At 41.4% G+C, this 25,644-nt stretch carries 20 protein-coding genes and 4 pseudogenes; 12 read left to right on the top strand and 12 right to left on the bottom strand.

The genetic code is table 11. From position 1 onward, the window contains the following. Position 1 precedes the first annotated feature (1 nt). From V7L31_RS02015 to V7L31_RS02005, 3 genes are all read right to left on the bottom strand, one after another. Positions 2-532: a chemotaxis protein CheW gene (locus V7L31_RS02015; RefSeq protein WP_179068518.1), complete on the bottom strand. Its 531-nt coding sequence runs from the start codon at positions 530-532 to the stop codon at positions 2-4. Between the two features lie 13 nt (positions 533-545). Next, a complete protein-coding gene (locus V7L31_RS02010; RefSeq protein WP_069073698.1) occupies positions 546-911 on the bottom strand; it encodes a response regulator transcription factor in 366 nt (121 codons plus the stop codon). Between the two features lie 331 nt (positions 912-1,242). Further along, a complete protein-coding gene (locus V7L31_RS02005; RefSeq protein ID WP_334694708.1) occupies positions 1,243-2,421 on the bottom strand; it encodes a response regulator in 1,179 nt (392 codons plus the stop codon). A gap of 378 nt (positions 2,422-2,799) precedes the next feature. On the opposite strand from V7L31_RS02005, the gene hmpF reads away from it, so the two are divergent. Beyond that, positions 2,800-4,563 (top strand): pilus motility taxis protein HmpF, encoded by a 1,764-nt coding sequence (gene hmpF, locus V7L31_RS02000; RefSeq protein ID WP_334694707.1) that lies wholly within the window; start codon positions 2,800-2,802, stop codon positions 4,561-4,563. 53 nt (positions 4,564-4,616) lie between these two features. On the opposite strand, the gene V7L31_RS01995 is transcribed toward hmpF, so the two are convergent. Together V7L31_RS01995 and V7L31_RS01990 are read right to left on the bottom strand one after the other, a co-directional pair. Further along, entirely contained in the window at positions 4,617-4,787 is a 171-nt protein-coding gene (locus V7L31_RS01995) for a hypothetical protein (protein WP_334694706.1), read from the bottom strand. Between the two features lie 21 nt (positions 4,788-4,808). Then, positions 4,809-5,018 carry a hypothetical protein gene (locus V7L31_RS01990; protein WP_334694705.1) on the bottom strand — a complete coding sequence of 70 codons (210 nt, stop codon included), beginning with the start codon at positions 5,016-5,018 and terminating at the stop codon, positions 4,809-4,811. Positions 5,019-5,169: 151 nt separating this feature from the next. Here V7L31_RS01990 and V7L31_RS01985 point away from each other — a divergent pair, with 151 nt between their 5' ends. Then, entirely contained in the window at positions 5,170-5,496 is a 327-nt protein-coding gene (locus tag V7L31_RS01985) for a hypothetical protein (RefSeq protein WP_334694704.1), read from the top strand. Then, a pseudogene (locus V7L31_RS01980) lies at positions 5,497-10,056 on the top strand (tetratricopeptide repeat protein); the annotation flags it as partial. A gap of 842 nt (positions 10,057-10,898) precedes the next feature. Here V7L31_RS01980 and V7L31_RS01965 read toward each other — a convergent pair. The 5 genes and pseudogenes from V7L31_RS01965 to V7L31_RS01945 form a co-directional block, all read right to left on the bottom strand. Further along, positions 10,899-11,303: pseudogene (locus V7L31_RS01965) on the bottom strand (type II toxin-antitoxin system VapC family toxin). After that, positions 11,300-11,578: a DUF2281 domain-containing protein gene (locus V7L31_RS01960; RefSeq protein ID WP_334694700.1), complete on the bottom strand. Its 279-nt coding sequence runs from the start codon at positions 11,576-11,578 to the stop codon at positions 11,300-11,302. The pseudogene V7L31_RS01965 and the gene V7L31_RS01960 overlap by 4 nt, the downstream one beginning before the upstream one ends. 93 nt (positions 11,579-11,671) lie before the next feature. Continuing rightward, complete coding sequence (locus V7L31_RS01955) at positions 11,672-12,409, bottom strand: Uma2 family endonuclease (protein WP_334694699.1); 738 nt, start codon at positions 12,407-12,409, stop codon at positions 11,672-11,674. A gap of 139 nt (positions 12,410-12,548) precedes the next feature. After that, entirely contained in the window at positions 12,549-13,568 is a 1,020-nt protein-coding gene (gene tilS, locus V7L31_RS01950) for a tRNA lysidine(34) synthetase TilS (protein ID WP_334694698.1), read from the bottom strand. A 63-nt stretch (positions 13,569-13,631) separates the two neighbouring features. After that, the gene (locus V7L31_RS01945) at positions 13,632-13,967 is read right to left on the bottom strand and encodes a KGK domain-containing protein (protein ID WP_334694697.1); all 336 of its coding nucleotides are present in this window, start codon (positions 13,965-13,967) and stop codon (positions 13,632-13,634) included. A gap of 379 nt (positions 13,968-14,346) precedes the next feature. Here V7L31_RS01945 and nrdJ point away from each other — a divergent pair. The 6 genes and pseudogenes from nrdJ to V7L31_RS01910 all read left to right on the top strand — a co-directional run bounded on the left by nrdJ (position 14,347) and on the right by V7L31_RS01910 (position 20,602). Continuing rightward, positions 14,347-16,980 (top strand): annotated as a pseudogene (gene nrdJ / locus V7L31_RS32515) (ribonucleoside-triphosphate reductase, adenosylcobalamin-dependent). Positions 16,981-17,124: 144 nt separating this feature from the next. Next, complete coding sequence (locus V7L31_RS01930; RefSeq protein WP_334694696.1) at positions 17,125-17,343, top strand: hypothetical protein; 219 nt, start codon at positions 17,125-17,127, stop codon at positions 17,341-17,343. 100 nt (positions 17,344-17,443) lie between these two features. Next, positions 17,444-17,530 (top strand): annotated as a pseudogene (locus tag V7L31_RS01925) (RNA-binding protein); the annotation flags it as partial. A 53-nt stretch (positions 17,531-17,583) separates the two neighbouring features. Then, positions 17,584-18,753 (top strand): pyridoxal phosphate-dependent aminotransferase, encoded by a 1,170-nt coding sequence (locus V7L31_RS01920; protein ID WP_334694695.1) that lies wholly within the window; start codon positions 17,584-17,586, stop codon positions 18,751-18,753. 77 nt (positions 18,754-18,830) lie between these two features. Beyond that, positions 18,831-19,268, top strand: coding sequence for a secondary thiamine-phosphate synthase enzyme YjbQ (locus V7L31_RS01915; protein ID WP_334694694.1), 438 nt, complete (start codon positions 18,831-18,833; stop codon positions 19,266-19,268). A 284-nt stretch (positions 19,269-19,552) separates the two neighbouring features. Further along, positions 19,553-20,602, top strand: coding sequence for an aromatic ring-hydroxylating dioxygenase subunit alpha (locus V7L31_RS01910; RefSeq protein ID WP_334694693.1), 1,050 nt, complete (start codon positions 19,553-19,555; stop codon positions 20,600-20,602). Between the two features lies 1 nt (position 20,603). Here V7L31_RS01910 and V7L31_RS01905 read toward each other — a convergent pair whose 3' ends face one another. Then, positions 20,604-21,281 carry an SDR family oxidoreductase gene (locus V7L31_RS01905; RefSeq protein ID WP_334694692.1) on the bottom strand — a complete coding sequence of 226 codons (678 nt, stop codon included), beginning with the start codon at positions 21,279-21,281 and terminating at the stop codon, positions 20,604-20,606. 19 nt (positions 21,282-21,300) lie between these two features. Then, positions 21,301-21,471 (bottom strand): hypothetical protein, encoded by a 171-nt coding sequence (locus V7L31_RS01900; RefSeq protein ID WP_334694691.1) that lies wholly within the window; start codon positions 21,469-21,471, stop codon positions 21,301-21,303. Positions 21,472-21,691: 220 nt separating this feature from the next. Here V7L31_RS01900 and V7L31_RS01895 point away from each other — a divergent pair, with 220 nt between their 5' ends. The 3 genes from V7L31_RS01895 to V7L31_RS01885 all read left to right on the top strand — a co-directional run bounded on the left by V7L31_RS01895 (position 21,692) and on the right by V7L31_RS01885 (position 25,451). Continuing rightward, a complete protein-coding gene (locus V7L31_RS01895; RefSeq protein WP_334694690.1) occupies positions 21,692-22,087 on the top strand; it encodes a hypothetical protein in 396 nt (131 codons plus the stop codon). A 451-nt stretch (positions 22,088-22,538) separates the two neighbouring features. Next, on the top strand, positions 22,539-24,329 hold the full coding sequence (locus V7L31_RS01890) for a WD40 repeat domain-containing protein (RefSeq protein ID WP_334694689.1): 1,791 nt from the start codon (positions 22,539-22,541) through the stop codon (positions 24,327-24,329). A gap of 453 nt (positions 24,330-24,782) precedes the next feature. Next, complete coding sequence (locus tag V7L31_RS01885) at positions 24,783-25,451, top strand: 2OG-Fe dioxygenase family protein (protein WP_334694688.1); 669 nt, start codon at positions 24,783-24,785, stop codon at positions 25,449-25,451. The last annotated feature ends 193 nt before the right edge of the window (positions 25,452-25,644 follow it).

Genomic DNA, 25,644 nt, shown 5'->3' with positions numbered 1-25,644 from the left:
TTCATCCTGCCCACCTAGCACTCCGTACAATTGCCATTTGATCGAGTAGTCGTAGACACTGATTTTTTTTAGCACCTAATGACCACTCTCCACGTAAAAAGGGCGCCATAGTATCTGGAACACTAGTTGGTGGCATGAGATTTTGGACATCCAACCAATCCATACCACCGATTTCCTCTACTGCTAAACCCACGATTGTGTCTTGTTCTTCAATGGCAATCACCGAAATTTCAGCTCTATCCGTGTTTAATGCACTTGCTTCTCCCAGAAATTGACCCAAATCGGCCACCCAAATAACTCGACCTCGTAAATTTAGAGTACCCAAAAGTAAAGGAGAAGCATTAGGAATCGGGGTGATTCTATCAGGACTTAGTTCAATTACCTCCCGGATGCCAGTTGCTTGTAGTGCAAACTCCTGATGCGAGGGAATGTAAAACCTCAAATGTAACTCACCTTCAGGACTTTCTACTTGTAATTCTGGTCGGAAGTGGTCTTGACCGCTGCCACTTAAAAAGTCCGGTTTGCTGACCATGTTGTTTTTATCCTTATCCTCGCAGCAGTTGTTTGACTGTTCCTACCAACTCGGTTGGTTGAAACGGTTTGGCTATGTAAGCATCTGCACCCTGCTTCATGCCCCAGTAGCGATCGAATTCTTCACCTTTGGAAGAACACATCACCACTGGAACATTTTGGGTTTTAGGATCGGATTTTAACCGCCGACAAACTTCATAGCCGTTCATCCGGGGCATGACAATATCTAATACCACTAAATCTGGAGGTGCTATTTGAATTGCCTCTAATGCTTCTAATCCGTCACTGGCGTGGGTAACTGTTAGGCCAGTTGCTTTCAGGAGGTCTGTAATCATCTCCCTTTGGGCGATACTGTCTTCCACAATCAGAACTGTACTCATAAATGTCATTTACCTCCTGATTTAGACGTTCCTAATTGGAACATTCCCTGATTCCTCCGCAAGTATTAACTGTATAAATTAATTTTATGTCTTCACTATTTTCCCGTAGATTGACGTTTCACTGAGTTAGCTGACTCTGTGATAACATCTTTTAACTCATCTTTTAGTAGATCAACAAATCTTTGATCTCTTTTGATCTCTTTATACGCTTCACAGATGGGGGAGAAATCAATTCAAAATGACGCTCGCAGACTCGCTAACGCTGCGCTAACAAAATTTTAAAGAACTTGTGCCTCCTGCTTCCTCTTTCCCAATGCCCCAGGCCCAATTTTCATTGTTTGTCGATATATTTCTCTACAAGCATGAGTAACTCATTGTCTGTAAACGGTTTTGTTAAATAATCTGTTGCCCCGACCATCCTAGCTTTGACTCGATCGATAAACCCATCTTTACCAGTAAGCATGATAATCGGTGTGAGCCGAAATGCTGTTGAATGTCGCAGCATGGAACAAACCTCGTACCCTTCCAATTCCGACATGGCAATATCGCATAAAATTAAATCTGGTTTGAGTTGAAAAACCAGACTCAGTGCCTCTAAAGGATTGGTGAGAGCGATCGCTTCATAACCTTGTGGTTGTAAGATGGAATTTATAGTCTCACCGATGGCGATCGCATCGTCAATACATACTATCCGCCCCCTCGGTTTTCCTTTCAATTCTCGGCTATCCGTGTGTGTATCTGGTTTATTTGTTTCTGAATATACTAGTTGTAGCCAACTTTGTTGCACATAAGGGTATATTGCCTTAGCGACTGTCAAAATATCTCGGTTGAGATGGCGAGCTAGTTGACGCAAGGATGTTTTACCATCAGCCCAATGTTGTAGTTTATTTACAGTTGCTTCTGGTAGGGAAGATTGTAGCTGAACTTTGTCAGATAGTACTGGTAATTGTTCTGGAGACTGGATGTGTGGATAGAGTTGCTTCCACTCTTGCACCTGCTTCGTAATTTTTGTCACAAATGGAGCAATCTCGAAGGTGTTTAATTGCGGAGCAAGGGCCACACCTTGATGGAAAATGAAGTTACCTTGGCGTAAACTCAGCAAGTCGAAGAGAGTTTCATGCACCAAGCCCTGAATGATACTACCAGCGATCTTTGGATTGATGATATTACGCTCCAAGAGTGCCCAAAGATAGGCATACTCTGGCGCGTCGGTTGGTGGTAGGGAGGCAATTTGTTTGTCGGTGAGTCGCGTCTCAACTCGGTAATGACGTAAATAATCGCTAATTCTGGATAAACTACTCTCGCCTTCTTGGCAATAGATAATTTGACCATTCAAGAAAAAGACAAACCAAGACTGTTGTTTGGGGCGATAAATGTTTGCTCCCTCTCCACCTAATTTGTTGTTATGGTGAGAGCTATGAGCTTCAATCCATAATTGACCGGTTCGTTGTCCTAACTCAATCAATTGCAGGATACTGCAAATATCAATTTCATTTAAATTTCCCTGCATTTAGCTAAAAAGTACTCCTTAAGTATTTAAGTATTGCTGAGTTCTGACCTCTTCTTTAAGTATTGATTATGGATTATTGGAAAGATTGTTACTCTCTTCTTATTGTCATTAGGGAATACATTAAACTATAAACCTTAATCTTTCGTAATATACTTCGACAAAGCTAGTGTTAACACGGAAGTCATCATCACTGTCATCAGTACAAAATATAAAGGCGCGACCAGATCGCTTTTATAAGTATCAAGACGTAATATCTCGTATCTATAGTTTTGTCTGTCTTGTGCTTCTAAGCTTCGGTTTAGTGAGACAAGTTAACAGAATTATTTAAGGTATATTTCAAAACATGAACTTTAAGTGCATCAATAAAGGACTAACGGTGTGCTGTATTTAGCAGAAGTACAAAAACAGAAAGGTGGTTTACTCGGTGGCGGTGCTAAAACCGAACTGAAACTGCTAGCTTGTCAGCGAACTGACCAGAATTGGAGTACTGTGTCGGAAGAAGTGATTGCCGCTGAGGATGCAAGCAAATTAAATGACGGCGCTTTGGTATTAGCTGAACTGAATCCAAATCGTCAAGTACAGCGGATTCAAGAAGCAGGGCGTCCACTCGTCAACATTTTGCAGAATTTTTCCCGCCAACTGGAGAAATTTAAGCTCAAGGAAGATGAAATCGATCAGTGGAAGCAGTCGTTAACGTTTCAGGCACAAGAGTTGAATCGCCGTGAAATGGATATGGAGGTACGCTCAGAACAGTTGCAACAACTGGAGGAAGAGTTACAACACCTAGAGGAGCAAAAACAGGAAGTTGACACCTCCCGCCAGGAAATTGAACGATCGCAAGGAGAAGTTGAGCGCAACCGTCAAGAGTTGGAAGGCGCTTGGGAGCATTTGCGGGGCGAGCAGCGTCGCCTAGAGGAACGTCAAGCGGATTTTAAACAAGGGACGGTTTTGGATGAGGAACAAAGTCGGGTAATGAGTGAGTTACTCGATCGCTTGTCTAGTCGTGTTGCTCCCACTGAAGCAGTTAGAGAACATTTACATCTAGCCTTTGAATTGGTCGAAAAGCAGCAAGCGACTCTGACGCCGCACTGGCAAAAACTGGAGGAGCATAAAAGTGCGATCGCTCAACAGCAACAAGAAATAGAGGGTTTGTCACAAACTTTTAGCGATCGCCAAAATGCATTACAAGAAGCACAAAATTCTCTAGTCCAGCAAACAGCCCAATTGCAGATCAATACAGCAAACCTTACCAGCAAGCAAGAGTACGCTCAGATCATCAAAGAGCAGTTACGAAACTCCGAAGAGTTATATCAACAGATGCACTCTTTAGCTGCAACAGCTGGTGATGTAGTTCTTGGCAAGCAAGCTGATGTGGAAGCTTTGGAGAAAATGCCTTTAGAAGAACTGCAAAAGATCGTACAAGACTTGGAGCATAAGTTAGAAATAGATGCTAGCTTTGTTCACGATCAAGAACAAGAACTGACATATAAACAAGAAACTATAGAAGAACTCCAAACTAAATTAAATAATGCATCTGACCATGACCATATCAATTTGGAACTGGAACTAACAGATGAAAAAGACCTCTATCAGATGCTAAATTCCAGCTTGGTGGGACAACGCCGCAATATGCTACAGCATCAGAAGTTTCTCAAGCAACACCAAGCTGTAATGCTGCGACGCCAAGGACATGCTGTCACTGATGAACAAGAAAGTAACAACAAAATTAATTTAGAACCGATTCTGCTACAAATTGAAACCCAGAGACAACAATATTCACAGGAAATCCAAAAGCTAGAACGTGAGATTGAGCAAATTCGTTCTGGTGTTGAGCTAAATCAGGGAATGATTGACAATCAAACTCACGATCTGGATGAAAAGCGCCAAGATATGAAAGCGCTCGAGGAAAATTTGCTATCCCTAAGAAGGACAACTGCTGAATTCTCTGGCCGAGTGAATCTTTATCAAGAAGCGCTACAACCAATTCAGGATTCTCTAGATGGATTACGGCAAAAGCTGCAAGTAATTGGAGAATCTTTAGATCAATTCCAGGAAACTGGTGATTCTCAAGTCCAAGCGATCGCTCAGTTGCGTCATACTCTCCAAGGTTTAATACCTCAGCCGGAATTACTAGCGTCTTAAAAAGTTCTGGGGCTTTAGCCTAGTTAAAGCCCAAGTACAAACTCTGAGCTTAGTTATTCTATAAATAAACTAGATTCTACATTAAAAAACTCTCCCAGCCTACGCGCTTGTTCTGTATTTATCTTCTCTTGTCCATTTAAAATATTATTAACCAAATCTTCTGTTCCTAAAACTAATACTAAATCATCTTTACTTCTCTCAGATTCTTCTAAAAGAAATAACAATATAGATAGAGGATTATTCTGCTAGATCGGCTGATAATATTCTTGTTCAAACTTTTCAATTAAAGTAATTAATAGCTGATAAAGTTCATCTTTTTCTGGGGTGCGCTCTCGGTGCATTAAATCTTCCCCTATCCCCAAAGCTTGCTCATTTTCAGCTTCAGTTTTTATCAGCTTAGGAAGATAGGCTGTTAATAAGTCCTTGTATTTATCTGGATTAAAAGTAAGGGTCATTTTTCCTATAAGTCTTAACTCCTAACTATTTCAAACAGATCCAGTCGCCTTTTACTTGAGCGATCGCACTTAAAGCTTGATAGCGCCAATCGCGTAGCTTCACTATTTACGGATAATATACAGAATATTGTATAAATTCGCAGGTAAGTTGATGGCAGAAATTCAAATCGGAATCGAAGGCGAAGCTGCACCAGCAGCAGCCGAGGCTTTGCTAGAAATTCCTGGAATATCGGGAAGCTATGAAGTTCCAACCCAAAAAGAGGCAACTCTAGCAGCTGTTGCTACTATTATCGGTATTGTGGGTGGTGTTGCGACTTTAGCTGAACAAATCCGCAAATGGTATCAAGAATGGCATAAATCTCATCCAGGGAAGCAATTTGATGTAATAATTCTTGACCCTGATACTGGAAACAGGATTTTACTCGAAGAAGCTACTATAGAGGAAATCACGGAAATCCTCAAATCTATCAGCAAATAAGTGCAAACTATCCGCATTCAACTTCGGGAAAGTACGCAGGAAACAGTTGAACTCAGGTATTGGCTACCTCAAATAAAGCACTATGAATCACGTCGCCTAAAATTAGCAGAAATCGCTGATTTCCTCAAGCAAGGCGAACGAGATTACTATAAACTGCTGCCCAATTTACCAGGAATCGGGAAGCAGTTATTTTTTTGGTTGGATGGCGATGGACGCTGGTTGAGTCGGGGAATTGCTAACTGTCGCGGTGAGGGGTTGGTAATTGCCATTGATACCGGGAAAAAACTGGCACATCTACCTTGGGAAGTGCTGCATGATGGTAAGGATTTTTTGGTGAAGCGGGTTAATCCAGTGGTGTTACCTCTGCGCTGGATTGAAAAAGAAACGGAAGGGTTTTCTGTGGAAGCACGACAATTGCGAGTATTGTTTATGGCAACCGACCCGGAAGATGTGCAACCAAAGTTAGAGTTTGAACAGGAAGAAGCGAGAATTCTGGCTGATACGCGAGATTTTGCTGTAGATTTGCGGGTGGAAGAAAGCGGTTGCGTTAGCGAGTTGGGTAAGGTGTGGAGTCGCTATTTTAATGACTTTGATGTGTTTCACCTCACAGGACACGCCTCTATTAAAGATGAAGCACCTTACACGCCTTACTTTATCACTGAGACGGAAATCGGAGATCGCCACGAAACCACAGCCGCAGAACTGGCCGAAGTCTTTCGGTTTCGTTTTCCCAAGTTGGTGTTTTTATCTGGGTGTCGGACTGGACAAGCACCAGATAAAGGCGCTGTCCCTTCAATGGCTGAGGCACTAATTGCCCAAGGTGCGAGGGCGGTTTTAAGTTGGGGGCGGCCTGTGGAAGATCGGACAGCTACAGCCGCCGCCGCGCACCTCTACGGGAAATTGGCTGCGGGATATCAATTAGCTGAAGCACTCGCTAGCACTTACCAGCAGTTGTTTAAACAGAAAGTGCGTGACTGGCATTTGTTGCGGTTATATGTCCAGGGAGAATGTCCGGGTGCGTTGGTGGAAGTGTTGGGAGATATCCCACCCTCAGCGCCGGAACCTGCATACCAACAGTTTTTAGACCCCGATACCCAACAGGTGCGGGTGGCGAAACCCTCGGAGTTTGTTGGGAGACGGCGGACTTTGCAACGTTGTCTCAAAGCTATTCGCACTTCATTAGGGGTACTAATTCACGGACTGGGGGGTGTGGGTAAGAGTACTGTGACGGCGCGACTTCTGGAAAGGATGGTTGGCTATCACAGGCTGGTGAACTTTCGGCAACTGGATGAGGACAAACTGCTCAAAACCCTGGCTGAACAATGTACCTCGGAACGGGGGCATGATATTCTCAATGGCAAGTTACCGTTGATGCAGCGCCTCACCAAGTTTTTCACTGAAGGACTGAATACCAAAGAACAGCGCTTTGCCTTTGTGCTGGATGACTTTGAGGCTAATTTGGATTTACGAAATGGGGTTTATGTCTTGCAACCACAAGTTGTAGATGTACTGCTGGCGTTGCTGAAGGCGATGCAAAATTCCCAACTTCCCCACAAGGTAATTATTACCTGTCGCTACAATTTCACATTGTCGGAACTGAATCATCGTCTGTACCGCGAACCTCTGGGGGCTTTGGGTGGGGCAGATTTAATTAAAAAGTATAATCGTCTGGATTCGTTTAATGGCAGTTGGCAATTTCAGCCAGATTTGCCCGAACGTGCCAAACAAGCAGCAGATGGAAATCCTCGGCTGTTGGAATGGTTAGATCAGATTTTGCAAAATTCCCCGAAGTCGCCGTCAGCCGAGAGGGGAGTTGAGATGATTCTGCAAAAGATGGCAGATAAGGAAAAGGAATTTCGTGAGGATATTTTGGCACAGGAATTGCTGAAGCAGCAAACTCCAGCTTTGCGTCTTATGCTGGGGAAGTTGTTGGTGTATGAGTTACCTGTTCCTCAAGCTGCGATTTCCCCGATTTGTGAGGATATCTCAAGTTGGGAAAGTCATATTCAACGCGCTGAAATTTTGGGTTTGTTGGAAGTTACCCTCACCAACAACACAGAGAGGTTGTATCGTGTTCCCCGGATTTTGTCACCGTTGCTAGAGTTTCCAGAAAACCCCAAGGGTGAAGAGTTGTATAAACAAGCTGCACAAATTTTGTATCGTCTGTGGTGGGAAGAGGCGGAAAGTTCTACGGAATCACAAATGTTAGAAATTCATCGCTTGGCTTTGCTAGGCAAAGATGGAAACATTGCGGTGGAAATAGGTAATTTATTGGCGAACCGCTTGCGGAATCAAAGCCGTTTTCGGGAAGTAATACATCTGTGCAAATCAACCTTAGAAATTACTAAAAACCATAGTGTTCTTAGAGAAATTGCTTATTGTGAATACAACATGGGTGAGGTTGATGGAGCATTAAATTATTACCAACAAGCTTTAAATATTTGTCCCGCAGAAGATGAACAAGAATTAGCATCAATTTATCATCATTTTGGGATGCTAAAAGCTAGGAAAGGGGAAGTGGATGAAGCAATCGCACTCTACAATCTTTCTTTGGAAATAACTGAACGTATTGGATATTTCCAAGGCAAAGCGTCGACTTTACACGAACTGGGAATTATCTACGTCAACAAAGGGGAAGTGGAACAAGCGATCGCACTCTACAATCAAGTCCTTGAAATTGATGAACGTATTGGAAATGTCCAAGGCAAAGCAGCGACGTTGCACTGTCTGGGAAGTATCTACGTCAACAAAGGGGATGTGGATAAAGCGATCGCACTCTACAATCAGTCTTTGGAAATCACTGAACGCATTGGAGATGTCCAAGGTAAAGCGAACACTTTGCACGAACTGGGAATTATCTACGTCAACAAAGGGGAAGTGGAACAAGCGATCGCACTCTACAATCAGTCTTTAGAAATAAAAGAACACATTGGTGATGTCCAAGGCAAAGCGACGACATTGCACTGTTTGGCAGGTATCCATGCCGACAAAGGGGAAGTGGAACAAGCGATCGCACTCTACAATCAGTCTTTGGAAATAAATGAACGTATTAGTAATGTCCAAACCAAAGCAGCGACGTTGCACAATCTGGCACATATCTACGCCAACGAAGGGGAAGTGGAGCAAGCGATCGCACTCTACAATCAGTCTTTGGAAATCACTGAACGCATTGGAGATGTCCAAACCAAAGCAGCGACGTTGAACAATCTGGCAATTCTCTACGCCAATAAAGGGAAAATCGATGAAGCGATCACACTTTTCAATCAGTCTTTGGAAATAAGTGAACGCATTGGTAATGTGAAAACTAAAGCGACAACGTTGCAATGTCTGGAATATCTACGCCAACAAAGGGGAAGTGAATGAAGCGATCGCACTTTTCAATCAGTCTTTGGAGATAAAAGAACGCATTGGTGATGTTCATGGCAAAGCGGCGATGTTGCACGAACTGGGAATTCTCTACGCCAACAAAGGGGAAGTGGATGAAGCGATCGCACTCTATAATCAGTCTTTGGAAATAAATGAACGCATTGGTAATATCCAAACCAAAGCGGCGACGTTGCACCAACTGGCAGGTATCTACGCCAACAAAGGAGAAGTAGAGCAAGCGATCGCACTCTACAATCAGTCTTTGGAAATAAAAGAACGCATTGGTGATGTCCAAACTAAAGGGTTGACGTTGCACCAACTGGCAGGTATCTACGCCAACAAAGGGGAAGTGGAGCAAGCGATCGCACTCTACAATCAGTCTTTGGAAATAACTGAACGCATTGGTGATGTCAAAACCAAAGCAGCTACGTTGCACGAACTGGCAGGTATCTACGCTGATAAAGGGAAAGTGGATGAAGCGATCGCACTTTTAAATCAGTCTTTGGAAATAAAAGAACGCATTGGTGATGTCGCAGGTAAAGCCGCGACGTTGCACAATCTGGGGCATATCTACGCTAATAAAGGGAATGTAGATGAAGCGATCGCACTCTACAATCAGTCTTTGGAAATAACTGAACGCATTGGAAATGTCGCAGGTAAAGCCGCGACGTTGCACAATCTGGGACATATCTACGCTAATAAAGGAAATGTAGATGAAGCGATCGCACTTTTCAATCAGTGTTTGGAAATATTTGAACGCATTGGTAATGTCCAAAGCAAAGCAATGACTCTGTGCTGGTTAGGAGGTTTGGCAGAACAGCAGCGTGAATACACTAAAGCAATATCCTATTTGCAACCAGCTTTAGAGATTTTGCAGCGATTGAAGTCACCGGATGCTGAAAGTGTGAGTGCAAGTCTTGATAGGGTAATGCGTAAGGTATCTACGCCAATAAAGGGGATGTGGATGAAGCTATCGCACTTTTTAATCAGTCTTTGGAAATAAAAGAACGCATTGGTAATGTCCAAGGCAAAGCAATGACTCTGTGGTGGTTAGGAGATTTGGCAGAACAGCAGGGTGAATACACTAAAGCGATATCCTATTTGCAACCAGCTTTGGAGATTTTGCAGCGATTGAAGTCACCGGATGCTGAAAGTGTGAGCGCAAGTCTTGATAGGGTAATGGGTAATTCGTAATTCGTAATTACAGGACGGAAAGATTTTTTGTCTCACGCAAAGGCGCAAAGAAGAACGCGAGAGTGTTTTCTAAATAAATGAAAATTGCTGTAATGAGTCTTTAATACTCGTGGACGAGTCTTTGATACTCGCGCGAGAGTCTGTGATACTCGTGAATGAGTCTTTTATACTCGCGGACGAGTCTTTTATACTCGTGGACGAGTCTTTGATACTCGCGGACGAGTCTTTTATACTCGTGAATGAGTCTTTTATACTCGTGAATGAGTCTTTTATACTCGTGGACGAGTCTTTGAACTCCGTTAATGAACCTCAGAGCTTCGTTAATGAGTCTTTATACTGTTTGACTTTAATTATGATACAAATACGTTGGTAGGGGCACGGCATTGCCCATTGGTGTCAACTTAACGTGAAACCGCACGTCCGCCAGGGATTGTAAATCCCTGTCTCATAGCTAAAGTCATCTGAAGATGACTAAAATATCGCCAAAAATCCCTAGTCTACTTCAGTAGACTTGCGCTATTAGTCAGGGAATTATATTCCCTGGCGGGCTGGCGGGTGAACAACACCCAATGAGTACGCTATTTTTGGCTTAAGTTGACACCAATGGGCATTGCCGTGTCCCTACGCGAAATCTATATGTATCAGGGTTTTAGTGAAATGGTATTACAGCAATTTAGGTGAGAGAATCAGGATCTATGCCGAGCGATGTCTACGACGGGCTACGCCTACGCACTCTACAATCAGTCTTTGGAAATAACTGAACGCATTGGTGATGTCCAAACCAAAGCAATACGCATAGCAAATTGAATAAACAATGCGGTATCTTAATTAATGAACCAATTTTATATATTTATACCATCAAAATCTTGAAAATCTGCTACAGTATTCGTTACTAAAATCAAGTTACTTGTAACTGTAATACTCGCAATTTGCCCATCAATAAATCCAGGATTTTTACCAATTTTTGATAATCTAGCTCTTTCCTGAGCATGATATTGTGCAGATTTTAGATCGTAATCGAATAAAGGGATTTATGCTAAAATTACGTTGTTGATATAATCCTCTATATCTTGACGTTTTTTAGAAATAGGAAGACGTAAACAACCATATAACATTTCATGGATAACTAGGATAGCTGTGGCTGTTTCTTGTCTATATAATCTTAGCTTTTCCATTACTTTCTCGTTGGGATGAGGTCGTTTAGCCTCCGACAAAATATTAGTATCTAGTAAATAATTTAGACTCATAAATTAACTTCTCTTCCTGGTGACTTATCCCGGAGATTTTCAAAAGTGTCATCATCAATACTTTCTAAATCAACCCTTTGTCTAAAGTCTTGTAAGGCTGACCAAAAATCAGTAATGTCTTTATTTTTCCTTAATTTTTTTTGATATTCAGATGTAAAAAAGGGGTTTTTAGTTGACAATTTATATTTGAGAAATTGAATAAAATCTAAAACTTCTTGCTGTTTATCTGGTGGTAATTCTCGGAATGTTTGTAGAACTGTTTGTTCAATAGTCATAGTTTTACCTCTGCTAGATGAGATATGATTACATTATAAGAAAATTGCTGTAATGAGGCTTTGATCTTCGTGGATGAGTCTTTGAACTCCATTTTAGATTAAATCAGGATCTACACCGAGCGATCGCAACCGTTCTCGTAATAATTGGATTTCTTGCTGTGCTTGTTGAGCTTTTTGCTGTGCCTGCTGAACTTCTTGTTTTGCCTGCTGAACTTCTTGTTGAGCAAGTTTTTTGTCTTCTTCTGGTGTTAAAAACCGTTGTCCTTGTTGGTTATACCAATACATCCACTCCTGTGGTATGCCTAGATAAGTTCCTCGTTCGATGCCAATTCCTAAACCTATTTCTGGCAACCAAACTGGATTTCCATCATATAATTCATAAGTATTATTAAATAATTTGTAAACTTCTAAACGTGGCTTGTCGCAACGAAATAGGTTGTAAATTACATAATACAAAAACCCAAATCTTGCGTACTCTGCCTTCTTGGTTGAGTACTCACCGCGATCTATCTGAGATACCACCTCAAGTACTAATATCGGTAGTTTCTTTTCTTTCCAAAGCACATAACTGGGGCGGAGATTTTCATTATAAAATCGTTTAACACCCAAACTCAAAAACGCATCTGGGACTATCGCTGGTAAATTTGGGTCGTAATAAATCCCCATACGAATACCAAAAAACCAATCCATGCTATCTGCCCAAACCATTGCTAATACGCTTCTGAGTAAATCGGGAATTGATTTTTGTAATTCGTTATCTACTGGGGTATCGTCAGAGTCAGGTAGTTCTTTTAAAGAGGGCAAACGATCTGATGGATCGTAATTTAGCATGATGAGCTTACCGTTCCTCAGTTATTAGTACATCTTTATTTTATAAATGAATCTTGATAGCAATTTAGAAGAACGCGAGAGTGTGATTTAACGTGAATTCGACAAACCTCTCCCTGCTTTGCAATAGCAATACTCAAAACTATTTCAAACAGATCCAATCGCCTTCTACTTGAGCGATCGCACCACCAGGAAATGGATCGGTTTGCGATCGGTTGGGCGCTATAATTAAAGCCGTTAATTTTTCAATGTGTTCAAAACTAGGCGCATCAGTCAATATTTGCTGCAACACCTGACGCATCACGCGACGTTGCAACGCCAATGGTGCTTTCTGCAATACCCGACGATTTAAGCGTAAGGGGAGTGGGGAGTGGGGAGTGGGGAGTAGGGGAAAAAGAGGTAATTCTTCATTCTCACCCATGCCCAATGCCTTATCCTGCAACTCCTGGGCAGCTTTTTCTAAATGTTCCACTTCCGCTTGTAAAAGTTCTGCTGTTTGGGCTAAGGCTGATTCTACTTGCGGATTGAAATTATCTCGCAAATATGGTATCAATTCTTGGCGAATGCGGTTGCGGGCATATTGCAAATCTTGATTGGTGGAATCTTCCCATATTGGTAATTTAAATTCTTGACAAAATTGCTCTGTTTGTGTGCGAGTAATTTCTAAAAGTGGACGCATTAGCATAATGCCTGTAGTTAGAGGGCGCTGCCAAGTCAGGGCTTGTAAGCCATCAGCACCAGTACCGCGAATTAAATTGTAGAGGAGAGTTTCGGCCCGATCGCTGGCGGTGTGTCCTGTCACTATATATTGATAATTATTTGCTTGGGCGATCGCACTTAAAGCTTGATAGCGCCAATCGCGTGCAGCAGCTTCATTATTTATCGGTTTATTCGCTGTTTCTAAATAAAAGGATATACCCCAAGTTTTCGCTAAATTTTCGACGTGATGAGCATTAGCTTGGGAATCAGAACGCCAGCGATGATCACAGTGAGCAATACCTAAATTCCATCCCCATTTGGATTGTAAATCTAAAAGTAATTTAATTAAACACAAAGAATCTTGTCCGCCGGAGACAGCGACTAATAGCCGTTGGTTGCGCTCAAATAAGTGGCGCGATCGGATGGTGCGATGGATTTTTGCGTGTATAGGAGTCCATACCATTTTTTTTCAGCGCACACAGACAAAGATAATTTTCTATTATATCTGTGTAGATAAACTTTGGTATTAGTTTTTACCTTCCTTTAGTTGCTGCCGAAGGTCGTCAAGGGGGGAGTTTTCCTGTTTGATGTCTAATCGATGATCTTCGATTTCATCAGGGCAAAATTCTAGGGTGACTCTAATTTTACCTGTTCGCCATTGTTGACCAGGTATTAAAACACAACATTCAAATCCTTCTCCAAATACTCTTGATCCTGACGATGTACAGTGTTCTGCCCAAATTTTCTTGATTTCCTTTAATAACTGAAACACTATTTGAGTGCGGGGTAAATTTTCAAAAGCTTCTTGGTAAAAATGCACAACATCATCATCAGGATTTAGAGGCTTCCATTGATCATTCATAGTCAATCTCCTGTAACTAAATTTATAGTTCCCAAGAGATTGGAATTAATTGTTGGGATTTGACTTAAAGCCACAACTTGTTTAACCGTCACGCTAGTTGTAGGAAAGTAATGAAAAGTCCTGAGTACTGAGTAGTGATAATCAGCTTGAAGATCAGGCGATAGAGATAATTTACTTACAAAATAATTGGTGTAAATTAGAACTGAGTATGTATATCTCATCCAAGGGTGAAGGACATTATACATCATAAAATTTTGTTGTAATTAGTGCAGGGTAGAGCTAGCGTAAAGTGGACAATTTGACAATCTTTAATACTAAAACTACTTAGCGTATAGTCATAATCTGTCCGCATGCAAGAAGAACGCAAGACACTTAATATATGGTTCAGAATCTCGAAAGAACACGCCAGAGTGCAAGGTTTCCAGAAACAGCACCGGCTGCAAATCCCGTATTTTTTAGAACCTACAGCCGCCGGACAAAGGCGGGACTAAGGGAAACATGGGATGAGGTATGCGATCGCACTCTACAAGGCTTAGTCGAGTTGGGAAAGCTAACTCAAGAAGAAGCTCTCACATTGGATAAGATGCAGCGCAACTTGAAAGCTATGCCCAGTGGGCGCTGGCTATGGGTTGGTGGTACAGACTGGATAACCAAGCCCAAGAACTTTTCCGGGGCTTATAATTGCACCTCTACCAATCTCGAAGACTGGAGTGCCTTTGGCTTAATGATGGATTTGGCAATGATGGGTTGTGGCACTGGAGCCGTTCTAGAACCACAATTTATTAACCAGTTGCCTCCCATCCGTAATCAACTGAATGTCACTGTAAAAGGGGAAATTGGCAGCACTCCTATCCAACTGCGACGTGAATATACTGAAACTCATATAGAAGGCAATAACGTCACTATTCACGTTGGAGATAGCCGTGAAGGTTGGGTTGAATCATATCAAGCCTTATTAGAACTCTCCACTGATGAACAATTTTCAGCAGAAGTTGAAGTATTAGTTGATATCAGCGATGTCCGCAAAGCAGGAGAAACTCTCAACGGCTTTGGAGGCGTTGCAAATCCTGTAAAATTGCCCGGACTTTATCAGCGTTGTGCTTCCATCTTGAATAAAGCTGTAGGACGACAATTAAATTCAGTTGAGTGCTGTCTGTTAATCGATCAAGGTGCTGTAACAATTGTTGCCGGAAATATCCGAAGAAGCGCGGGGATGCGTCAGTTCGATTCTGGCGATCACCTAGCAGCCACCGCCAAAGATAACTTATGGCAGCAAGATGAAAATGGCAACTGGCGAATCGATCCAGAGCGTGATGCTCTAAGGATGGCAAACCATACGAGAGTTTTTCACCGCAAGCCAACCTTAGAAGAATGTGTCGGTGCTGTCCGCAAACAATATTACAGCGGCGAGGGAGCGATTCAATGGGCTGGTGAAGCCGTAGCGCGATCAAACATTGATTTGCTGCCAACACAGGCTTTGAAAGTTAATTTTTTGGAAGCTTATGAACAAGGAACAGCAAAACAGTGGTTAAAACAACGTTATCCAAATCTTGATGCTAATGAGTTAGAACATCGTTTAGCTCGTTACGCTTTAAATCCGTGTGGTAATTGATTTTGCCTCACGTTAAAAACCTCGCAAAAACGGGGAAAGCTGAGATGCTAATCCCGTGGTAATCAAAGGAATTAAAAAGCCTTTGACACCGTACAGCGTAGAGAGTGAAACTAGATTACCCTAAAAATTGGTATCTAGAATATAATTTCTCCAAGAGTGCGGGGGCGTATGTGATAAATAGTTTCTAGTTGCAGATAAACCATCTGGCAAAAAGAAATTCCTCTATTATTTGAGGTCATATATGCAAAATGTACGCGGAACTACTGCGAATAATCAAGCAGTAGAACTAGGGGATAAAAAGCCTCTAGGGTAACAAATTTGGAAATCATCGGTAGTAACTTCCACTGCAATTTGTCAGAGGTTCATCTTAATCAAATCGACCCACATAACTACAAAGAACAGGAGGAAGCTTTCACTGCTGGGGCGTTATCTGTTGCGGCACTTTTAAATCACAAATTCCTAGAACCACGCTATCAATACAGCCGTGAATTAGACCCAATTGTGGGAGTTTCTTTTACAGGTTTATTTGATTTCTTTGTCCATGCTTTTGGTGTTGATTGGCTGCGCTGGTGGGAAGAAGGAAGACCAGCAACTCCACAAGGATTAGCTTTCAAGCGTGAGGAAGAGAAATACCTCAGTTCTTGGAGAGATATTGTACATCGGGTAGTTTGGGATTATTGCGATCGCCACAATCTCAAGCGTCCAAATCGTTGTACCACAGTGCAACCCAGTGGTACTAAGGCTTTATTAACTAATGCTAGTTCCGGCTGGCATCCCCCGAAAGCCCAAAGATTTATTCGCCGGATTACTTTCGGTAAAAATGACCCAGTAGCCTTAGCTTGTATTGACTATGGTTACAACGTCATTCCCTCTCAGTCAGACAAAGATGAACAGGGCAATTTGCTCAACGATCCCTTTGATCGACGGGTGAGTGAATGGCTAGTGGAAATCCCTGTTTCTGTAACTTGGGCTGATTTATCGGGGGCTGATGAAATTGATGTTTCTAAGTTTTCAGCCTTAGCCCAATTTGATTTTGTCCTTCAAGTTCAACGTTGGTACGTGACTCACAACACATCAGCAACTTTGGAACTTCGCTCTGATGAAATCGAGCCTTTGGGACAGCGCATTTACGAAACCATCCAGAATGATGAGGGATATATTTCAGCAGCCCTTTTAGCTCGTTTTGATGACCTGCAATCATTCCCACGTTTGCCGTTTGAACCAATAGACAAATCCACCTACGATCGCTTAACTCAAGAGGTGAAAGCACGCCGGAAAACAGATGACTTCTGTGCAGTCTTAAGCCGCTACGATTTAGGCGAAATGTCAGAGGCCGGCCCTAGTGGTTGTGATTCTGATAAGTGTATGTTTCCCGATCAGCAGCCGATGACTGGGGACTAGGGACTGGGGAAAAAGCAAGGGGGCAGGGAGCAGGGAGTAAGAGAGAAGAGTTTTCCCTCTGCCTCTTTTCAATGCCCCAGACCCAGACACGTTACGATCAATTAAGAAGTAATAATTTTTTACGGCACTGCCAGGAGTCTCTTAATGTTCATTGATGAATTGTCGCCTATATTCAGGGAATTTACTCAGCATCCAGTCTCATTTGTGGGTGGGTTCTTCTCTGGTGTGCTTCGGCTCAATCTCACAGACGATCCCGTTAAAGGCTGGCTAGATAAACAGATTCACTCAAATAGTTACAGCCGCACCACAACTGATGCCCATAATGGTAAAGCCAATGGCCCTCAGCAGATTTCCATTGACTAAAAACTCCAATCATACATAGTTGAATTTACTCAAAAATAGGGAGTCAGTGCTGCCCTTGGCAGCACTGAACCCTACTTTCTAAAATGATTATTTTACTTGATGGATGAATCGTCAACTCAAAGTTAATAAAGCCAAGCCGCGAGAGGATAATCCCCGTGGTAGTTGGTCGAAAAAACAGGATTTTTAACGCTTATCTTTTGGTGTATTAGATACTAAAGTCAGGTACATAAGCAAGAAAATATGGAATCCCTAACCTCTCGTATGCAAGCGGTACAGTCACCGATTATTCCTGTGGTTGGGGAACTGATTAAAAATTCTCCAGGAACAATCTCTCTAGGACAAGGTGTAGTTTCTTACAACCCACCACCGGAAGCCATAGAATTTTTAGCCAAATTCTTAGCCGAACCAGACAATAATTTATACAAATCAGTTGAGGGAATTCCCCAATTACTGACAGCGCTTGCAGAAAAATTGCAAGACTTCAACGGCATTGAAATCAACCAGGAAAACTGTATCGTCGTGACAGCAGGGAGCAATATGGGATTTATGAATGCCATTCTTGCTATTACTAACCCAGGCGATGAAATTATTCTGAATACGCCCTATTATTTCAATCACGAAATGGCGATCGCAATGGCTGGTTGTCATCCGGTGTTAGTGACGACGGATGAAAATTACCAACTCCGACAAGAAGCGATCGCTCAAGCAATTACTCCCAAAACACGGGCTGTGGTGACGATTTCACCAAATAATCCGACTGGAGTTGTCTATTCAGAAGCAGCATTACGCCAAGTAAATCAAATTTGTGGTAATCATAATATTTACCACATCAGCGATGAAGCTTATGAATACTTTACCTATAACGGAATAAAACACATTTCACCTGGCTCATTTGGTAATAATAGCGAGTACACCATTTCTCTCTATAGCCTTTCCAAAGCATACGGTTTTGCTAGTTGGCGCATTGGGTATATGGTGATTCCCAAACACTTGCTTGTCGCTGTTAAAAAAGTCCAGGATACAATTTTGATTTGTCCGCCAGTCATTTCTCAATATGCAGCTTTAGGGGCATTGCAGGCAAAAGAGGAGTATTTGCAGAGTCATATAGGAGCTATCGCTCAAGTACGCCAACTAGTACTAGACTCCCTTAATCGCCTACAAGGCTTGTGTAGCATTATCCCCGCCGATGGCGCTTTCTATTTTTTCCTCAAAGTTCATACCCAAATGGATGCTTTTGAGTTAGTTAAAAGACTAATCCAGGAACATAAAGTAGCAGTTATTCCAGGTACAACCTTTGGCATAGATGACGGATGCTACCTACGCGTTGCTTATGGGGCGCTGCAAAAAGAGACGGCAAAAGCAGGTATAGAAAGATTAGTGCAAGGTTTGGAAACTATAGTTAGGAGTTAGAAGTCATCCATATTTCTGCCTTCTTCAAGGCTGTGATACCATATCTTGTCCGCAATTGCAAATTTAGAATTTAACAGATGCCGATTATTAATAAGTTAATTGAAATTGAAACTGAGCCAAAAATTAATATTCATAATATCACCTCACAAATTCAAGATTTTATTGCCTCAACATCAATTAAAAATGGACAAGTTTTAGTATTTTCTCAACACACAACAACAGCATTAGCTATCAACGAAAATGAAGTCAGATTATTAGAAGATGTCAAAGTGTTCTTGCAAAAATTAGCACCTGAATCAGACAGCTATTTGCATAATGATTTGCATTTAAGAGATGTTCCAGAAAATGAGCCGATAAATGCTCACTCTCATTTAATCGCAATGATGCTGACCACGAGTGAGATAATTCCCATTATGGATGGTAAATTAGTATTAGGAACTTGGCAATCTGTTTTATTTTTTGAGTTAGACGGCCCGCGTAAAAGAACGATATTTGTGCAAATTTCTGGCGAATAATGCAACTTCACACCTGTAATGATTTTAGAGAAACCTAAAACGAAGAGAATCACGAACATGACAAACAAATGTATCAGTTGAATTTCCTTACAGCAATTAAAAATCTGAAATAATGTTTTCAAACATAACCTTCCTTTCCACAAACCAGGACTTTTGTTGTGTCAAAGGTAGACGCAATTATACCAATTTTAGATTTTAGATTTTGGATTTTAGATTAAACGTTTTTACCTAAAGTCTGCTCCAGTAATGTCCAACATCTTATCTATTTCAATTTGGTATTAGTTATGAAAAATAACGATAATTTTGTATTACGTAATACTTGGTACTACGCTTTGCCTAGCAATCAAATTAAGCCAGGTATGATGATCAGCCGCATTTTCTTGGGAGAACCAGTATTGCTAATCCGTAGTCAGGATGGCAAAGTCTCGGCGATGCGGGATATTTGCCCTCATCGTGGTGTGCCCTTGAGTTGCGGTAGATTCAATGGGCAGGAAGTGGAATGCTGTTACCACGGTTGGCGTTTTAACGAGGGTGGACGCTGCACTACAATACCATCTCTTGTAGAAGAACAGCAGATGGATTTGAGTCGCTTTGACGTACAGTCTTATGCAATTCGCGAAGCTCAAGGAAATATTTGGATATATATGGCCGATCCAGATAACCCTCAACCTGCTTCCGAGATAGAAATTCCGGTGATTCCAGGGTTTGATGAGCCGCCCCAGTTCGTAAAAGTCGTGAAATTTCCTTGTTTTGTGGATCATGCAGTGGTAGGTTTGATGGACCCGGCTCATTCACCTTATGTTCATCGCGCTTGGTGGTGGCGAAATGAGCAATTACATGAAGAAGTAAAGCAGTTTGATGCTTCACCCTATGGCTTTACGATGCGACGACACCGATTACCAGCGAATGGGGGTCGATTATACTGGTTGATTGGCGGTGGTGTACCAGAAACGGAGATTTCTTTTCGTTTACCTGGAGTCAGAATTGAAGAAACCACAATTGCCAATCATCGAGTCGTTAATTTGACAGCTGCTACACCGATTTCAGACACAGAAACGGAGGTAACTTTTGCTCTTTATTGGACGCTCCCTTGGATGGGATTTTTCAAGCCACTGATAAATATACTGGCGCGGAGTTTTATTGACCAAGACCGAACAATTGTAGAAAAGCAGCAGATTGGTCTCAAGTATAACCCCGTGCTGCGACTAATTAAAGACTCAGATGTGCAGGCACAGTGGTACTACCAGTTGAAGCGGGAGTATGCTCGTTCTATTGCTGAAGGACGAGAATTTGTGAATCCTGTTAAGGGTCAAATACTGCGCTGGCGTGCTTGAATTACTCCAAGGTAAATTCTGCAAATTCTCTTGGCCCAAACAGCATATTTCGGTCTATGGCTGACAAGATTTTATTATTGGCACGTTGGCTATTTAAAGAACGGACAACTAACTGGGCGACATCTGCACGATTGATGCTACCAATAATGTGCGGATCTTCAGTCAAAACACCATTACCCGTTGCTGGTTCTGACTTTAGTCCACCAGGACGGATGATTGTATAGGTGAGTCCACTGGCGATTAAGTGTTGTTCAGCTTTGTCTTTCTCAACTAAAACTGTTCCCAGTGCGGCTAAAACTTGGGGTGACAAAGCAACAACACTATTACCAGCACCAATGGAAGATATAAGAATAAACTTTTGCACTCCAGCTTTAACTGCTGCATCGATCAGATTTCTATTACCAGGGTAATCTGCTCTTTCTGCATCTGTCGGTAAACCACCAATTGTACTGATAACGGTGTGAATAGGTTCATCTTTGAGGATTGCGCCTTCTACATCCTCAATATTTAAGGCATCTCCCACAACTACTTGAATACCTGTTTTCTCTAGTTCAGCTGCAACTGCTGCTGTTCTCACGAGTGCTTTAACCTTTAGCTGTTGCGCCCTCAGATATTGGGCAATTTCTCGACCAACACCGCGACTTGCTCCAGCCAGAAAAATATAAGATTCACTTGTCATAATAAATTTAACTACTTACTTATTGGGATATACGGATGACTGGGGTAGTAGCATTTCCAGAGCTTACACCATAGCGATCGCTGTTGTTCGCAATTACTCTATCACAAGTTCCTCCCATGAGTAGAAGTGGTAGGGAGTCTGGTAAGGATAAGATAGTTGCTGCCTTGTAACCTAATGATAACGTTGCCATAGTGTGTAAACCATAACCAAAAGATGCTGCAACTTGTCCGCAAATTTTTCTATTGGTCAGGTACAACTGCTCCTAACAATCCCAATCTAGCGATCGCAAATAACTGAGTAACTATAATTACATAAATATTAAGATAGCAATTATACTTAACCCAATAGTAGGAGGTATTGTAATAGGTAATTGTGTCAATCTAGCAAATGACTTTTCTATGGATTTACCTATGGCTAAAAAATCTCAACCCAATCTAGAGCAATATCATGATGTCAGATTATCTGCTACTACCAGAATATGGGTAATTACAGTCGCAATTCTCGGAGTTTGCGTCCCATTGTCAGCCATTACTAGAAGCGGTGCTATTCTTCCTTTAGTTGCTATTGGTGGCGCAGCTGTTGGTACGGTTGCTGTTTGGCGTTCTGATGAGCAAAAATCAAAAACTAACTATTTGCAACAGCAGCAAATAGAACTACTAGAGGAGAGATTAGCCAATTTAGAAACAATTGTTAGCAGTGATGACTTGAACTTGCAAATGAAAATTAAACAAATCGAAGCAAGGGATACTTTTGGCAACTCCTCTGATGTCAGTACTACACCCAGACAACCAAAACGTAAAGGTTAAAATAATTCGTAATACTCGCCATTGGCATAGCGTCTCATAGAGAAGGCGAGAAGTAAGCTACGTAATTCCTATACCGCAAGAGTTTCATTGATTTGGAATGGGTGGTTTACTTCCGCCGTGCTGTACTAGGTTATTTTTGTGTAGGTATTTGTTGACTTAACGTATCTGTAATCTTAGAAATCCGTCTCCAATTAAACTTTCTTTTGCAGCTAGAAGTGTTTCTAGGAAAACAGTATCTCTTTGTCCATGTCCGTTAGAATTGACTGACATCATCTAAATTCTATACACTTCAACTGCATCAATTCATGAAACGTCTAAGTGCTGTCTATCTATCTCTTTCCCGGAAACATCTGCCAATGGCTGTGTTTTATTAGACTGCTAACATTACTGAATTTTTAATTAATTAAGGTTATAAACTTGAGTAATTGCATTGGTATAGCTTACCGTAGGTATGCAACAGTTTGCCGCAGGAATGCAGATGGATTGGATTAGCTTACTCAAAGCTCAACAAACTGACTTTCTTCAACGTGTGAAAAAACCTAAAACTTACGACTTATCTTTGCTAGAAAGTCAAGTTAAAGGTTGTCACACTGAAGTTATGGCCTTTTGGGGTGAGCCATTGGCTAGACTCCAAGAACTTTCTCGCCAACAAGCAGAAGTTCTCGCCAGAAATCCGCCGCCAACGCCACCTGAATATCCTGAGCCTCCTGACTGGACGATACCTTTCCCGAAATACTTCCAACAACAAGCCCAAGATTATCTTTTACGGGAGTATATTGTTGACCGAGTAATAACTGAACGGTTAGGCAAATTGGTAAAAAAGGTGTCACAAGATACCTTACAAAACATGATTTTAGATGATGAAGGAAATTTATGTGGCGAAAGTAAATTTCCTTATGTACTTAAAGATCATCCTCAGCTAAGTATTCAAGTTTACGTTGCTGATGGAGAAAGTTTTAATGGTATTAAGAAAGACAAAATTAGATGGTCGATTACTCAAGAAGATTTAGAAAATCATCAAGTATTAATTTTTCTATGTTTGTTTTATCCATCTACAGGTAATTTAGGTTACGAGAGGCAAAGCATAATAACAGGCTTTTTACCGACAAATCAACTTGAATTTGCTGAACCAAAACTGTATGTAACTCCGAGTAACTTGTTGTATGCAGGGGGATTGAGTTGGTATTTAGAATCACTTACTGGCAAAAAAAATGCGTCGCCAGTAATTAATGAGAGAGCGATCGCAGATACAATACAGACTCTACCATCAGAGCATTGCCTTAAGGATATAGTCGGTGACTGGGAATGCTGGCAGACTTTGCAAGGACATACCAGAGGTATTAATTGTCTAGCTTTCAGTTCCGGGTGTAACAATGGCAAAGCTTTACCCATTTTGGCAAGTGGTAGCCGTGGCGAGACGAAACTTTGGGATTTAAGCAAGGGTGAATTAATAGAGACATTATCAGAGTATCCTTGGGTACTATCTGGGTTAGTGGATGAAGTGAATTCCGTAGCTTTTAGTTCAGATGGACAGACTTTAGTGAGTTGCGGTGCAGATTCCACAATTAAGCTTTGGCACGTAGGTGCTTTAGACTTGATAGATATTTTGCACAAACACAATGGGGTAGTGCGGTGTGCTGCCTTTACCCCCGATGGCAGAATGTTAGCGACAGGCGGAGATGACAGAAAAATTCTATTTTGGGATTTGATGCAACGTCAGGTAACGATCGCACTTTCTTTAGATGATACAGCTGCTCATTCCCTAGTTTTGAGTCGAGACGGGGAAACTCTGGTGACAGGTAGCTACCGCAAAATCAAAGTTTGGCGCACCTTACCCCAAACGGGGATCAAAAGTTTAAAAGATGCACAACCTCTGCATACCCTTATGGGTCATGCTCATATCGTTCGTTCCTTAGCAATCAGTGCAGATGGTAAACTACTTGTGAGTGGTAGCTGGGATCAAACAATTAAAATTTGGCAATTGGAGACTGGAGAGTTACTTCATACTCTTAAAGGACATAGAGATAGAGTATATGCGATCGCTTTAAGTCCCGATGGACAAATTATCGCCAGTGGTAGTGCTGATAAAACCATCAAATTGTGGCATCTCCAAACTGGAGAATTGCTGGGCACATTTACAGGTCATGGGAATATAGTCACAGCCTTAGCCTTCACAGCATCCGGTGAGATGTTGGTTAGCGGGAGTTTAGATAAGACAATTAAAATTTGGCAACGGAGTTAATAGTAATTCGTTTTGAAGAGGCATGAAGCATTCCCGATGAAACGAATTTCAAAAGCCTTGGATGAAAGAATTACTGGGGACTGGGGACTAGTACCGCAAGGCGGAATTAAAAATTAAAAATTAAAAATGAATACAACGTCAGCATTTCATTGATTTGGAATAGGTGGTTTATTTCCGCCGTATTGTACTAGTATGTTTACTCAAAACTCAGCACGGGCTAAACGCCCCGCTACCGCTAACAGAACTCAGCACTTAGCATTCAAAACTAAGTATGGTAAATCCTTTCAGCAGCTACTTTGCCCTCTCAAAAAATTTGAGTAATTTTACATATCATGGATTGTCAAATTTTGTAGTCAAATTGACAACATATTAACAAAAAGTAGCATATACTAAGTGTTATCAGCCTCCCATAAAAAATCCGGGAGAATTTCAACGTGCAAGGAGGTAAATCCTATGCAAGAGGTGTGGACATCAACGGAATTAGAATATGCTTTTTTGTTTACCCTAAGAAAAGTAAATTCGCTCAATCCAGAAGGTTTCAAGTCATTTTTTAGTAATATGCCTATTGACCCTTATATCAAAGGCGATTATCGTTCCAGAAGATTATCTAGGTTCACAGTCTTTGGAAATCAGTTAATCAAATTACCTCATGGCTACCTTTATCAAAGTAAAGAATATAATCCATTAGTAGGTGACATAAAAAGAGAGTTTGCAGAATTAGACGATGCACTCATAGAACTTGATATTTTTAGAAATCTTGTCTTGGCATTTAGTGATTTTTGTAAACTTCATCCAGAAGCGGAAATTGGAGTTCATCAAATTAGAACTATTTGTTCGGCAGATAATTTGGGTAATCCTGCACCTGAAGGTATCCATCAAGATGGTACTGATTTTATTGGTATATTTTCAGTAGATAGAGATAATATTCAAGGTGGAGAAACACATCTGTATACTGCCAAAAGAGAAAAGCCTGTGTTTAGCAAAGTTCTAAATCCGGGAGAACTCTTATTAGTCAACGATCATGATTTTTTCCATTTTACTACTCCGATAAAACCACAGATTGATGCTCAAGGAAGTAGGGATGTTTTTGTACTGACTTCTCCTAGCTTACTTTCGGAATAATTTTAGTAATCTGGAAATATTTTATAATCTACGAGATATGGGGAATTGAATCTATTCATTTCCCCTATTTTTTGTTTGTAATTGTAAATAATCATACTGATACAGCCCTTCCGACAGCTATTTTATTTTATTTCATCAAAAATCCGAAATTCAGCAAAGCCACGCTGGATACTTAGAATATTAAGTGTGAGCG

Source organism: Nostoc sp. (genome assembly GCF_036916655.1).
Classification (GTDB): Bacteria; Cyanobacteriota; Cyanobacteriia; order Cyanobacteriales; family Nostocaceae; genus Nostoc.
Note: the sequence above shows the minus strand (reverse complement) of the source record. Positions and strands in the feature narration are given on the sequence as shown.